The 13532-nt window shown below is 68.6% G+C and carries 9 protein-coding genes; 8 read left to right on the top strand and 1 reads right to left on the bottom strand.

Annotation, left to right across the window (positions count from 1 at the left end; translation table 11 throughout):
• The first annotated feature begins 57 nt into the window (after positions 1 to 57).
• From QZ709_RS01725 to QZ709_RS01745, 5 genes are read left to right on the top strand one after another with little or no spacing between them, the layout of a single operon-like run.
• Entirely contained in the window at positions 58 to 2178 is a 2121-nt protein-coding gene (locus QZ709_RS01725) for a 3-hydroxyacyl-CoA dehydrogenase NAD-binding domain-containing protein (protein WP_294635636.1), read from the top strand.
• A 27-nt stretch (positions 2179 to 2205) separates the two neighbouring features.
• The gene (locus QZ709_RS01730; RefSeq protein WP_294635637.1) at positions 2206 to 3402 is read left to right on the top strand and encodes an acetyl-CoA C-acyltransferase; all 1197 of its coding nucleotides are present in this window, start codon (positions 2206 to 2208) and stop codon (positions 3400 to 3402) included.
• 24 nt (positions 3403 to 3426) lie between these two features.
• Positions 3427 to 4626 carry an acyl-CoA dehydrogenase family protein gene (locus QZ709_RS01735; protein ID WP_294635638.1) on the top strand — a complete coding sequence of 400 codons (1200 nt, stop codon included), beginning with the start codon at positions 3427 to 3429 and terminating at the stop codon, positions 4624 to 4626.
• A gap of 14 nt (positions 4627 to 4640) precedes the next feature.
• The gene (locus tag QZ709_RS01740; RefSeq protein WP_294635639.1) at positions 4641 to 5798 is read left to right on the top strand and encodes an acyl-CoA dehydrogenase family protein; all 1158 of its coding nucleotides are present in this window, start codon (positions 4641 to 4643) and stop codon (positions 5796 to 5798) included.
• A gap of 36 nt (positions 5799 to 5834) precedes the next feature.
• Complete coding sequence (locus QZ709_RS01745) at positions 5835 to 7028, top strand: acyl-CoA dehydrogenase (protein WP_294635640.1); 1194 nt, start codon at positions 5835 to 5837, stop codon at positions 7026 to 7028.
• A gap of 15 nt (positions 7029 to 7043) precedes the next feature.
• Here QZ709_RS01745 and QZ709_RS01750 read toward each other — a convergent pair whose 3' ends face one another.
• Entirely contained in the window at positions 7044 to 7694 is a 651-nt protein-coding gene (locus QZ709_RS01750) for a TetR/AcrR family transcriptional regulator (RefSeq protein ID WP_294635641.1), read from the bottom strand.
• Positions 7695 to 7762: 68 nt separating this feature from the next.
• On the opposite strand from QZ709_RS01750, the gene QZ709_RS01755 reads away from it, so the two are divergent.
• From QZ709_RS01755 to QZ709_RS01765, 3 genes are all read left to right on the top strand, one after another.
• Entirely contained in the window at positions 7763 to 9406 is a 1644-nt protein-coding gene (locus tag QZ709_RS01755; protein WP_294635642.1) for an acyl-CoA dehydrogenase family protein, read from the top strand.
• 144 nt (positions 9407 to 9550) lie between these two features.
• Positions 9551 to 10276 (top strand): MYXO-CTERM sorting domain-containing protein, encoded by a 726-nt coding sequence (locus tag QZ709_RS01760; protein ID WP_294635643.1) that lies wholly within the window; start codon positions 9551 to 9553, stop codon positions 10274 to 10276.
• A 107-nt stretch (positions 10277 to 10383) separates the two neighbouring features.
• On the top strand, positions 10384 to 13509 hold the full coding sequence (locus QZ709_RS01765; RefSeq protein WP_294635644.1) for a PAS domain-containing protein: 3126 nt from the start codon (positions 10384 to 10386) through the stop codon (positions 13507 to 13509).
• Positions 13510 to 13532: the final 23 nt, after the last annotated feature.

Below are 13532 nucleotides of genomic sequence, written 5' to 3' on the forward strand. Positions count from 1 at the left end.
AGTCTGTCAATGCCACCCCGGATTGTCAAGAACAGAGCCGGTGCCAAGAATGAGGCCATGCCCGCCCATACCGACTCCCTCCCGGCCGTTCGCGTCCAACGCGACGGCGCCATCGCCCTGGTCACCCTGCACAACCCGCCGGTGAACGCGCTGAGCACCGCGGTGCGCCAGGGCCTGCAGCAGGCCTTTGCCGAACTGAGCCACGACGCCGACGTGCACGCCATCGTGATCGCGGGCTCGGGCGCCAACTTCATCGCCGGCGCCGACATCCGCGAGTTCGGCCAGCCGCCCCAGGCGCCTTCGCTGCCCGAGGTCTGCAACCAGATCGAAGCCAGCGACAAGCTGGTGATCGCGGCCATCCATGGCGCCGCGCTCGGTGGCGGCCTGGAGATCGCGCTGTCAGCCCATTACCGCGTGGCCGTCGACACCGCCAAGGTGGGGCTGCCCGAAGTCGCCCTGGGGCTGCTTCCCGGCGCGGGCGGCACCCAACGCGCGCCCCGCCTGATCGGCGCCGCCGCCGCGCTCGACCTGATGCTCAGCGGCCGCCACGCGAGCGCCAAGGAAGCGCTGCGCCTGGGCCTGATCGACCACATTGCGACCAGCAACGACATCGCCGCTGAAGGCGTGGCCTACGCCCGCAGCCTGCTGGCCGACGGCGCCCCGATCCGCCGCACCGGTGAACAGACTGCGGCGCTGGCCGACCGGGCTGCGCAACAGGCCGCGATCGACGCGGCCCGCGCCGAGGTGGCGAAGAAGAAGGGCCTGTTCTCGCCGAGCAAGATCGTCGACTGCGTGCAGGCCGCGCTGGACCAGCCCTTTGCCGACGGCCTGGCCACCGAGCGCGACCTGTTCACGCAGTGCCTGCACAGTCCGCAGCGCGCCGGCCTGGTCCACCTGTTCTTTGCCGAGCGTGAAGTCACCAAGTCGCCCGAGACCCAGTCGGCCAAGCCCCGCCCCTTCGAGAAGGTTGGCGTGATCGGCGGCGGCACCATGGGCGCCGGCATCGCCGTGTCCCTGCTGGATGCGGGCCTGAACGTGACGATGATCGAGCGCGATGACGCGGCCCTGGCCCTCGGCCAGTCGCGCGTGGCCAAGGTGTACGACGGGGCCATGGCCAAGGGCCGCCTGACCGAAGAGGGCAAGGCCGCCATCCTGACGCGCTTCCAGGGCTCGACGCACTACGACGCGCTCGCCGATGCCGACCTGGTGATCGAAGCGGTGTTCGAAGACATGGCCGTGAAGAAGGCGGTGTTTGCCGAGCTGGATCGCGTCTGCCGACCCGGTGCCGTGCTGGCCACCAACACGTCCTACCTGGACATCAACGAGATCGCAGGCAGCATCTCGCGCCCGCAGGATGTCCTCGGCCTGCACTTCTTCTCGCCGGCCAATATCATGAAGCTGCTGGAGATCGTGGTGCCCGCCAAGGTGAGCGCCGACGTGGTCGCCACCGGCTTTGCGCTGGCCAAGAAGCTCAAGAAGGTGCCGGTGCGCGCCGGCGTGTGCGACGGCTTCATCGGCAACCGCATCCTGGCCGTGTACCGCACGGCGGCCGACCACATGATGGAAGACGGGGCCTCGCCGTTCGAGATCGACGCCATGGTGCGCGCCTTCGGCTACCCCATGGGCCCGTACGAGATGAGCGACCTGGCCGGGGGCGACATCGGCTGGGCCACGCGCAAGCGCCGTGCCGCAACCCGCGACCCGAAGGCCCGCTACGTGCACATTGCCGACCGGCTGTGCGAGCGCGGCTGGTTCGGCCAGAAGACCGGCCAGGGCTGGTATGTGTACGAAGCCGGCAGCCGCAGCGGCAAGCCCAATCCGGCCGTCGAGCCCCTCATCGCCGAAGAGCGCGCCAAGGCCGGCGTGACGCCGCGCCCCTTCACCCGCGAAGAGCTGGAGCGCCGCTATGTGGCCGCCATGGTCAACGAAGGCGCCCGGGTGGTCGAAGAGGGCATTGCCTTGCGGCCGCTCGACGTCGATGTCACGCTGGTGCACGGCTACGGCTTCCCCCGCCACAAGGGGGGCCCGATGAAGTACGCCGACCTCGTCGGCCTGCCGCAGATCCTGGCCGACATCCAGTCGTTTGCCAAAGAAGACCCGCTGTTCTGGCAACCGGCCCCGCTGCTGGTCAGGCTGGTGCAGGAAGGCAAGAACTTCGACAGCCTCAACCACGGCTGACCCGACCTCATTTCAGGAGACAACCCCATGCGTGAAGCCGTCATCGTGTCCACCGCACGGACCCCGCTCACCAAGTCGCACCGCGGCGAGTTCAACATCGTGCCCGGCCCCACCCTCGCGTCGTTCGCCGTCCGGGCGGCCGTCGACCGCGCCGGCATCGAATCCGACCTGATCGAGGATGCCATCCTCGGCTGCGGCTACCCCGAAGGCCGCACCGGCCGCAACATCGGCCGCCAGGCCGTGCTCCGCGCGGGCCTGCCGCTGTCGATCGCCGGCACCACGGTCAACCGCTTCTGTGCATCGGGCCTGCAGGCCGTGGCCATGGCCGCCAGCCGCATCATCGTGGACGGTGCCCCGGCCATGATCGCCGGCGGCATCGAGAGCATCTCGGGCATCCGCACCCGTGAAGACGGCGACAGCGGCATCGACCCATGGATCCAGGCGCACAAGCCGGCGCTCTACATGACGATGATCGAGACCGCCGACATCGTGGCGCAGCGATATGGCATCAGCCGGGAGGCCCAGGACCGCTTCTCGGTGGAGAGCCAGCGCAAGACGGCCGAAGCCCAGGCAGCCGGTCGGTATGCCGACGAGATCATCCCGGTGACCACGACGATGGCCGTGGTCGACAAGGACACCAAGGCCGTGTCGCACCGCGACGTGACGGTGGACCACGACACCTGCAACCGCCCAGGCACCACCTACGAATCGCTCGCGAAGCTGGAGCCGGTGCGGGGCGCCGAACAGTTCATCACCGCGGGCAACGCCTCGCAGTTGAGCGACGGCGCCTCGGCCTGCGTGCTGATGGACAGCCGGGAGGCCGAGCGCCACGGCCTGCAGCCGCTGGGTGCCTTCCGCGGCATGGCCGTGGCCGGCTGCGAGCCCGATGAAATGGGCATCGGCCCGGTGTTTGCCGTGCCCAAGCTGCTGGCGCGCCACGGCCTCACGGTCGACGACATCGACCTGTGGGAGCTCAACGAGGCGTTTGCATCGCAGTCGGTGTACTGCCAGCAGCGCCTGGGCATCCCCGACGAACGCCTGAACGTCAACGGCGGTGCCATCTCGATCGGCCACCCCTTCGGCATGACCGGTGCGCGGCTGGTGGGCCACGTGCTGCTGGAAGGCCGCCGCCGCAAGGCGCAGAACCCGAACGTGAAGTGGGCCGTGGTGACGATGTGCATCGCGGGTGGCATGGGCGCCGCCGGCCTCTTCGAAATCTTCTGAAGCCCCTCAACCGAGAACGACCCCATGGACCTGAACCTGACCCCCGAAGAGCAGGCCTTTCGCGCCGAGGTGCGCCGCTTCATCGCTGAGAAGGTGCCGGCCCGGCTCACGGACAAGGTGCGCCACGGCCAGCACCTGACCAAGGCCGATTACGAAGAATGGCACGCCATCCTCCATGCGCAGGGCTGGCTGGCCAACCACTGGCCCCAGGCATGGGGCGGCACCGGCTGGAATGCCGTCGAGAAGTTCATCTTCGAAAACGAATGCGCGCTGGCGTGGTGCCCCCGCACGGTGCCCTTCGGCGTGAACATGCTGGGCCCGGTGCTGATCAAGTACGGCAACGAAGCGCAGAAGCGGTACTGGCTGCCGCGCATCCTCAGCGGTGAGGACTGGTGGTGCCAGGGCTATTCCGAGCCCGGCGCCGGCTCCGACCTCGCCTCGGTCAAGACCAGCGCCGTGCGCCAGGGCGACCACTACATCGTCAACGGCCAGAAGACCTGGACCACGCTGGGCCACCACGCCAACATGATCTTCTGCCTGGTTCGCACCAACCGCGAAGCCAAGCAGCAGGAGGGCATCAGCTTCCTGCTGATCGACATGACCAGCCCGGGCATCGAAGTGCGCCCCATCATCACGCTGGACGGCGAGCACGAGGTCAACGAAGTCTTCTTCACCGACGTGAAGGTGCCGGTCGAGAACCTGGTCGGCGAAGAGAACAAGGGCTGGACCTGCGCCAAGTACCTCCTGACCTACGAGCGCACCAACATTGCGGGCGTGGGCTTCTCGGTGGCTGCGCTGGCACGCCTGAAGGTGATTGCGCAGAAGGTGATGAAGAACGGCCGCCCGCTGGCCCAGGACCCGCTGTTCGCGGCCCGCCTGGCCAAGGTCGAGATCGACCTGGAGAACATGAAGACCACCAACCTGCGCGTGATCGCCGCGGTGGCCGGCGGGGGCGCGCCTGGCGCGGAAAGCTCGATGCTGAAGATCAAGGGCACCGAGATCCGCCAGGAGATCAACGCCCTGACGCGCCGCGCCATGGGCCCGTATGCCCTGCCCTTCCTGCCCGAGGCGCTGGAGGGCGGTGCCGATGACGACGCCCGCGTCGGCCCGCGCGATGCCGCCTACGCCGCGGCGCAGTACTTCAACAACCGCAAGCTGTCGATCTTCGGCGGCTCCAACGAAATCCAGAAGAACATCATCTCCAAGATGATCCTGGGCCTGTGAGCTCGGAGGCGAACATGAACTTCATCCACACCGAAGACCGCCGCATGCTGGCCGACCTGCTGGACCGCTATGTGGCCGAGCAGTACCCGATCGACACCCGCCACGCCATCACCGCCTCGCCCACGGGCTACAGCGCCAGCCACTGGGCACAGTTCGCCGAGCTGGGCGCCATTGGTGCGTTGTTCTCTGAAGCGGATGGCGGCTTTGGCGGCACCGGCTTCGACCTGGCGGTCGTGTTCGAGTCGCTCGGGCGCGGCCTGGTGGTCGAGCCCTTTCTGGCGAGCGCCGTGCTGGCCGGCAGCGCCCTGGCCCACGCCGGCAACGCCGCCCAGCGCGAGCAACTGGCCAGTCTGATCGACGGCAGTCTGGTCGCCACGCTGGCCCACGAAGAGGCCGATGCTTATTACGCACCCAACCATGTCTCGACCACCGCCACCCGCGATGCCGAAGGCTACGTCCTGAACGGTGCCAAGGCGGTGGTTCCGTTCGCCGACCAGGCTCACACGCTGATCCTGTCGGCCCGCACCGCCGGCCACGTGGCCGACGCGGACGGCATCTCGCTGTTCATCGTGCCGTCGCAGACCCCCGGTCTCACGCTGCGCGCCTACACCAACATCGACGGCACCCGCGCGGCTGAAGTGACGCTCAACCAGGTTCGCCTGCCGGCCACCGCGCTGCTGGGCGCAGAAGGCCAGGGCCTGGCCACGCTGGAGCACGCCATCGGCCGCGGCATCGTGGCCCTGTGCGCCGAGAGCCTGGGCGCGATGGAAGTGGCCAAGCGCCAGACCATCGACTACCTGCAGACCCGCAAGCAGTTCGGCAAGCCCATCGGCAGCTTCCAGGCGCTGCAGCACCGCATGGCCACCGTGCTGCTGGAGATCGAGCAGGCCCGATCGGCCGTGATCAACGCCGCGGCGGCGCTGGACAACCCCGACCGCACCGAGCGTGAACGCGCACTGTCGGCCGCCAAGTACAGCATCGGCCGCATCGGCACCCTGGTGGCCGAAGAGGCGATCCAGTTGCACGGCGGCATCGGCATGACCTGGGAACTGCCCTTGCCGCACTACGCCAAGCGCCTCATCATGATCGACCACCAGCTGGGCGACGAGGACCACCACCTGGCGCGCTTCATCGCGTTGGGCCAGCAGGCCGACGCCACACTGGCCGCCTGAAGCGGGCACGTCCCAGCATCACCACGGGATCACGACATGAGCCAGAACAAAGCCACCTTCAACTGGGCCGACCCGCTGCTGCTGGACGACCAGCTGACCGACGAGGAACGCATGGTGCGCGACGCCGCGCGCGCCTATGCGCAGGACAAGCTGCTGCCCCGCGTGCTCGAGGCCTTTCGCCACGAGCGCACCGACCCGGCCATCTTCCGAGAAATGGGTGAGCTGGGCCTGCTTGGCCCCACCATCCCGACCGAGTACGGCGGCGCCGGCCTGAACTACGTGAGCTACGGCCTGATCGCGCGCGAGGTGGAGCGCGTGGACAGCGGCTACCGCTCGATGATGAGCGTGCAGTCCTCGCTGGTCATGGTGCCCATCAACGCGTTCGGCAACGAAGCAACCAAGCGGAAGTACCTGCCGAAACTCGCCACGGGCGAATTCATCGGCTGCTTCGGCCTGACCGAGCCCAACCACGGCTCCGACCCGGCCAGCATGCTGACGCGCGCCACCCGGGTGGACGGCGGCTACACGCTGCGCGGCAGCAAGATGTGGATCAGCAATTCGCCGATTGCCGACGTGTTCGTGGTGTGGGCGCAGTGTGAAGAGAACGGCAAAGACCAGATCCGCGGCTTCGTGCTGGAGAAGGGCTGGAAGGGCCTGAGTGCGCCGGCCATCCACGGCAAGGTGGGGCTGCGTGCCAGCATCACCGGTGAGATCGTGATGGACGACGTCTTCGTGCCGGAAGAAAACGCCTTCCCCGAGGTGCGTGGCCTCAAGGGCCCCTTCACCTGCCTGAACAGCGCACGCTACGGGATCTCGTGGGGCGCGATGGGCGCGGCCGAAGACTGCTGGTTCCGCGCACGCCAGTATGTGCTCGACCGCAAGCAGTTCGGCAAGCCGCTGGCGGCCAACCAGCTGATCCAGAAGAAGCTGGCCGACATGCAGACCGAGATCGCGCTGGGCCTGCAGGGCAGCCTGCGCCTGGGCCGCCTCAAGGACGAAGGCAAGGCCGCGGTCGAGATCACCTCGATCATGAAGCGCAACAACTGCGGCAAGGCGCTCGACATCGCCCGGCTGGCGCGCGACATGATGGGCGGCAACGGCATCAGCGACGAGTTCGGTGTGGCGCGGCACCTCGTCAACCTCGAGGTGGTCAACACCTACGAAGGCACGCACGACATCCACGCGCTGATCCTGGGCCGCGCCCAGACGGGCATCCAGGCCTTCTTCTGATCGGCCCCGCGAAGGTCAGCCCCCGCGCAGATAGGCGCTGACCGCCGCCTTCACCTCATCCCGCAAGGCTTCGCCATCCACCGCTGGCCCTTGGGTGATGAGGCTCTGCGTCATCCAGCCATAGACGATGGCGTGGATCATCCGCGCCTTCTGCGGCTGCAGCGCCACCGGCATGGCGTCGCTGGCCGACGCCAGAGCCTGCTGCCACAACGACACGAACTGCTCGTAGTGCTTGCTGTAGGCCGTGCGGCTGGACACCTGGCGCTCCAGCACGAACAGTTCGGCCCACCGGGGGATGTCACTCAGGATGCGATCGACCTGATCGTCTATCAGGGCAGCCGCCAGCACCTGCGTCGGCACGCCACGGTGCCGCTCGGCACACGCCGCCATCGCGATGGCGAGCTGCTTGACGTGCATGTGGATCGTCAGAGCCGCCAGCGCGTCCTTGTTGGCAACGTAGTCGTAAAACGTGCCGATGCCGACACCGGCCACCGCCGCGATCTCGCGGATCGTCGCCTTCGCGTAGCCCTTGTCCATCAAAACCCGAACAAAGGCCTCCTGCAGCGCCTCGGAGCTCAGGTGCGCGCGCTGCTGGCGCGGCTTGCGGCGCGTGGGGCCCGAAAGCCGAACACCTGACTCGGTCGCCTTTCCTAGAATTTTTGCCATGACAACAAGCCCGATCGGAGGGATGCGCGGTGTGCAGGCCCCGATCATGAAGCAAGCCGGAGACAAGCATGGATTGGCACACACACGAAGTCAGCAACCAGTTCGACGAGTGGACGGACTACAACCTGCTCACCACCGACCGCCCCATGCTGGACGCGCTGGAGCGTGCCGGCGCGCAGGCCTTCACCGCCGACCTGACGCAGTACGCCGCACGGCTCGGTCAGGCCGACACCTTTGCACTGGGTGACGAGGCCAACCGCCACACGCCCGAGCTCAAGGCCTTCGATGCGCGCGGCCGCCGCATCAACCAGGTCACCTTCCACCCCAGCTGGCACGCGCTGATGGCGATGTACCGCGAGCAGGGCCTCATCGCCATGCCCTTTGCCAGCGGGGCCCGAGGCCGCTGGACGGCCTGGGCGGCGGGCTTCTACCTGCACACCCAGGTGGAAGCGGGCACCCTGTGCCCCGCGACGATGACCCAGGCCGCCATCCCGCTGCTGGCGCGCGAGCCCCTGTTGCGCGACACCTGCCTGCCCTTGCTGATGAGCACCGCCTACGACCCGCGCGACCTGCCGCTGGCGCAGAAGCAGTCCATCTGGATCGGCATGGGCATGACCGAAAAGCAGGGCGGCTCCGACGTGCGCGCCAACACCACGCAGGCCACGCCCATCGGCACGTCTGAGCGCGAGTTCACGCTGCGCGGGCACAAGTGGTTCTTCTCGGCGCCGATGTGCGATGCCCACCTGGTGGTCGCCAAGACCCCGGACGGCAGCCCCTCGTGCTTCTTCGTGCCGCGCTGGCGCCCCGATGGCACGCGCAACGCGGTCGAGGTGCAGCGCCTGAAAAGCAAGGTGGGCAACCGCAGCAACTCGAGCAGCGAGGTCGAGTTCAAGGACGCGTACGGGGTGCTGATGGGCGAGCCGGGCCGTGGCATCCCGACCATCATCGAGATGGCCACCTACACGCGCCTGAACTGCGTGGTGGGCAGCGCGGGCATGGTGCGGCAGGGCCTCGTGCAGAGCCTGGCCTACACACGGCGGCGCCGTGCCTTCGGCCGCCTGCTGGCCGACCAGCCGCTGATGCAATCGGTGCTGACCGACCTGGCGCTGGAGAACGAGGCCAACGTGGTGCTGATGACGCGGCTGGCCCAGGCCTACGAGCGGGACGACACGCCGCTGGACAAGGCCTGGAAGCGCATCATGACGCCGGCCGCCAAGTTCTGGGTCTGCAAGCGCGCCGTCGAGGTCACCGGCGAGACCATGGAGGTGTTCGGCGGCAACGGCTACGTCGAAGACGGCCAGATGGGCCGGCTGTTCCGCGAGGCCCCGGTCAATTCGATCTGGGAGGGCTCGGGCAACGTGATGTGCCTGGATGTGCTGCGCGCGATTGCCAAGGACCCCGCCTCGGCGCAGGCCCTGCTCGACGACCTGCTGCGGATGGCGCACGACGACCGGGCGCTGAGGCAGGAGCTGCGCGCGCTGCAGGCCCTGCTGCAGACCGATCCCGCACAGCTTGAGGCCCTCGGCCGCGTTCTGGCCCAGCGCCTGGCCGTCGCGGCGCAGGCCTGCCTGCTGCGGCAGCACGCGCCCGGCTTCGTGGCCGATGCCTTCATCGCCACGCGGCTGGGTGAGCGCTGGGGCAGCGTGGTCGGCAGCATCGACACGCGGAGCCTGGCTGTGCGCGAACTGCTGGAGCGCGCGCTGCCCGCCTGAGGAGGCCGTGTGCAGGCGGTGGTGGCGCCTGGGACGCGCGCGGCGACCAGACCGCTCTGGCAGTGGGGATGATGAAGGCGATTCAGCGGCACAGGCCCACACTGCCAGGTGGTTTTCAACATGAACTCACCTTCAGGGCCCGCCATGAAACCTCTGCTCGCCACCCTCACCCTCTGCCTGTCCACGCTCCCTGCCATGGCCACCACGACCCTGGCCCGCTGGGACTTCAACAGCGACGACGGACTCGTCAACACGGGCTCGCTCACACCGTCCGAAGGCGCCGGCACGCTGTCGCTGACGGGGGGCACGAGCGGCCTGTTCACCTCCGGTTCACCGATCGACCCGGCCGGCTTCCCGCTCGACAGTGGCGGGTCTGTCGGCGGCTATCCGGCACAAGGCACGTTGTCGGGCACGGCCGGGTTCGAGGGGCGCGTCTCCTCGGTCGGATACCAGCAGCTGACGCTGTCGTTCGATTACAAGACGCAGCCGAGCGGCAACAAGTGGTTTCTGACGCAGGCCACCGCCGATGACGGCATCTCATGGACCGACGTGGCCACCTTCGGCGTGGCCGCGGCCGACCAGTGGTTCACGGCCAGTTTCGACGTGTCTGCCGCATTGCCGGCCATGGCAAACCAGGCCGGCTTCGGCTTCCGCGTGGTCGCGGTCTTCGAGCCCGGCACCCTGGCGTACGAGGCCGCAGAGGCCGGCTACAACGGCGACTTCGGGCTGGTGATCGACCGGCTGACCGTGCAGGCCACGGCGGTGCCGGAAAGCCAGGCCGCCTGGATGGCCCTTGCGGGGCTGGGCCTGGTCGGGGGCCTGCGCCGGCGCCGGCATGCAGCTCCCGCGCCGGCACCGACCTGCGCTTGACCTTGCCCGTGGTCGCCTTTGGAGGAGAATCGCGATATCGCCCACCCAACCGGCATCGAGTCAAGGACCTTTCCTGGACGCGACCTGTGGCACACGGACATCGCGACATGGAAATCCATGACATACCGGGCTCGGTCACGCCGGACTTCACTGGTCAGCCGCCAGACTTGTCTGCGCTCTCGCTGGCCGTCTTCGAATCCTCCTCGGATGTCATCTACGCGAAGGACCGTGCGGGGCGCATGCTGTACGCCAATCCCGCGGCGCTGGCCCTGATCGGGAAATCCGCCAGGCAGGTGGTCGGGCGGACCGACCGCGAGTTTCTGGAAGATGCCGCGGCCGCCGAGCTCGTCATGGCGAACGACCGGCGCATCATGCTGTCCGGTGTGGCCGAAGAGGTCGAGGAAACGGTGCCGCTCCCCGATGGGACCGTCCGGATATGGGCCTCCCGCAAGGTGCCTTATCGAGACAGCCAGGGCAAGGTGATCGGCCTGCTCGGCATCTCGCGGGACATCACGGCACGCAAGCAGCTGGAAGCCGAATTGCGCGCCTCCCGCGACCGCCTCAGCGAGGTCCTCAGCAGCATCACCGACGGCCTGGCCGTCATCGACACCGACTGGCGCTGCACCTACCTGAACGCGGCCGGAGCCGACCTCCTCGGCGTCGCGCCAGATACGTTGGTGGGCCAGGTCGTCTGGGATCTCTACCCCGAGGCCGAAGCCCTGAACTTCGGGCCCGCGTATCGACGCGCCATGCAGACCCAGCAGGCCGAGCACTTCGAGGCCTTCTATCCCGCCCCGTTGAACAAGTGGCTGGAGTGCCATGCCTATCCCTCACCGAACGGCGTGTCGGTGTTCTTCCGCGACGTGACCCATCGGCACCGCGACCGGCAGGCCCTGGAGCGAAGCGAAGAGCGCTTCCGCCGGATGTTTGCGCGCAACCCGATCGGGGTCGTCACGGGCGATTCGTCCGGCCAGCTGCTGGACGCCAACGAGGCCTTCCTCCGCATCATCGGGCGCACGTCGGACGAGCTACAGGCGGGCCGCATCCGCTGGGACGAACTCACGCCGCCCGAGCACCTGCCCCAGGACGCCAAGGCGATCGAAGAGGTCCGCGCGCAAGGCGTCTCATCGGTGTACGAGAAGGAGTACCTGCGGCCGGACGGCACCCGCGTGCCCGTCATGCTGGCGTGCACGCAGTTCGGCGGGGACACGGAAGAACTGCTGGCGTTCGTGATCGACATCTCGGAGCGCAAGCAGGCCGAGGAGCGACTCCGCCAGCGCGAAGCCGAGGCCCTGTCGGCGGCCCGGCGCCTGGCCCTGCAGCAAAAGCAGATGGCAGCGGTGATGACCGCCGCGCCAGTGGGCATCTATCTGGCCGACCGGGACGGTGCACTGCTGTTGAGCAGCGCCGAGAACAACCGCCTCTGGGGCGAGCACCCGATGTCCCGCAGCGTGGCGGAGTACCGCGCGTGGAAGGGCTGGTGGGCCGACGGCAGCGAGCGCCACGGCCAGCCCGTGCAGCCGCATGAATGGGCCCTGGCCCGCGCGCTTCAGGGCGAGCACGTCATGCACGATCTGGTCGAAATCGAGGCCTTCGGCTCCTCGCAGCGCAAGACCGTTCTGCTGCGGGCGCGGCCCATCCACGACGAGGATGGCCGCATCGTCAACGCCGTCGTCACCCAGATCGACATCACGCCGCAGGTCGAAGCCGAGCGGGCCCTGCGCGACAGCGAGGCCCGCTTCCGCGCCCTGGCCGACAACCTGCCCCAACTCGCGTGGATGGCGGACCGCCACGGCGAGGTGTACTGGTACAACAACCGCTGGCTGGACTACACCGGCGCGACAGCAGAGACGCTGCGCAACGGGGCCTGGCGGCAGCTGCATCACCCGGACCACGTCGAGCGCGTGGCCGACAAGCTGCAACGGCATTTCGAGAACGGCGAAGTCTGGGAAGACACCTTCCCTTTGCGCGCTCGCAGCGGCGAGTACCGGTGGTTCCTCTCCCGCGCCGTGCCCATCCGGGATGACGAGGGGCAGGTCGTGCGCTGGTTCGGCACCAACACCGACGTGACCGAGCAGCGCGCGGCGCAGGAATCGCTGCGGGACATGGACCGCCGCAAGGACGAGTTCCTCGCCATGCTGGCCCACGAGCTGCGCAACCCGCTCGCGCCCATCACCTCGTCGGCCTCGTTGCTGCCCCTGGTGGCCGACGACGCCGACCGGGTGCGCAAGCTGGCCGAGGTGATCGGCCGTCAGGCGGGCCACATGCGTGAGCTGATCGACGACCTTCTGGACGTGTCGCGCGTGACCCGCGGCCTGGTCGTGCTCGAGTGCGAACGCGTGGACCTGCGCCGCGTGCTGACCGAGGCCATCGAGCAGACGCGCGTGCTGATGGAAGCGCGCCAGCACCGCCTCCATGTGTCCACGCCGCTGGAGCTGCCCGTCGTGATGGGCGACGGCAAGCGCCTGGTGCAGGTCTTTGCCAACATCCTGTCGAACGCTGCGAAGTACACGCCCGTGGGCGGCGAGGTGACGGTCACGGTCGCGTGCACCGCGCAACACGTCGAGGTCGCCGTGCAGGACAACGGCCAGGGCATGTCACCGGCGTTGCTGGCCCACGCCTTCGATCTGTTCGCCCAGGGCGAACGCACGCCCGACCGCAGCCAGGGCGGACTCGGGCTGGGCCTGGCCCTCGTCAAGCGGCTGATCGAGCTGCACCACGGCCAGGTCATCGCCAGCAGCGCCGGGGTCGGCCTGGGCAGCGAGTTCAGGATCACCCTGCCGCGGGTTCCAGGAAGCGCGGACAGCATGGACCCGACGGGCGCGATGGCGCACGAAGCGGAGGCGGCCACCCGCATCCTCATCGTCGACGACAACCAGGATGCCGCCTCGGTGCTGGCCATGCTGCTGCAGGCCATCGGTCACCAGGCGCACGTCGAAGACTCGGCCTTCAACGCGCTGAAAGCCGCCCGGGTCATGCAGCCCGGGGTCTGCCTGCTGGACATCGGCCTGCCCGACATGGACGGCCGGCAGCTGGCGGCCGAGCTTCGCCGCCTGCCCGGCATGGAAGGGGCCCAGATGGCCGCCGTCACGGGCTACGGCCAGCCCGCCGACATCGAGGCGGCGCACCAGGCGGGCTTTGCCCGCCACTTCGTCAAGCCGGTGGACATTCAGCAGTTGTCCGCGTGGCTGGCGGAGGTACAGGCCGGCGCACGGAAGGACGCGCCAGCATGAGCCGCGGTGCGCTGCCCGCCCGC

Origin of the sequence: uncultured Aquabacterium sp., from assembly GCF_913773725.1 — a bacterium.
In the GTDB taxonomy this organism is placed as follows: Bacteria; Pseudomonadota; Gammaproteobacteria; order Burkholderiales; family Burkholderiaceae_C; genus Aquabacterium.

What these genes read in the sequence shown, in the direction of transcription:
- QZ709_RS01725 (WP_294635636.1), top strand. Translation starts at nt 58, where the DNA reads ATGCCCGCCCATACCGACTCCCTCCCGGCCGTTCGCGTCCAACGCGAC.
- QZ709_RS01730 (WP_294635637.1), top strand. Translation starts at nt 2,206, where the DNA reads ATGCGTGAAGCCGTCATCGTGTCCACCGCACGGACCCCGCTCACCAAG.
- QZ709_RS01735 (WP_294635638.1), top strand. Translation starts at nt 3,427, where the DNA reads ATGGACCTGAACCTGACCCCCGAAGAGCAGGCCTTTCGCGCCGAGGTG.
- QZ709_RS01740 (WP_294635639.1), top strand. Translation starts at nt 4,641, where the DNA reads ATGAACTTCATCCACACCGAAGACCGCCGCATGCTGGCCGACCTGCTG.
- QZ709_RS01745 (WP_294635640.1), top strand. Translation starts at nt 5,835, where the DNA reads ATGAGCCAGAACAAAGCCACCTTCAACTGGGCCGACCCGCTGCTGCTG.
- QZ709_RS01750 (WP_294635641.1), bottom strand. Translation starts at nt 7,694, where the DNA reads ATGGCAAAAATTCTAGGAAAGGCGACCGAGTCAGGTGTTCGGCTTTCG.
- QZ709_RS01755 (WP_294635642.1), top strand. Translation starts at nt 7,763, where the DNA reads ATGGATTGGCACACACACGAAGTCAGCAACCAGTTCGACGAGTGGACG.
- QZ709_RS01760 (WP_294635643.1), top strand. Translation starts at nt 9,551, where the DNA reads ATGAAACCTCTGCTCGCCACCCTCACCCTCTGCCTGTCCACGCTCCCT.
- QZ709_RS01765 (WP_294635644.1), top strand. Translation starts at nt 10,384, where the DNA reads ATGGAAATCCATGACATACCGGGCTCGGTCACGCCGGACTTCACTGGT.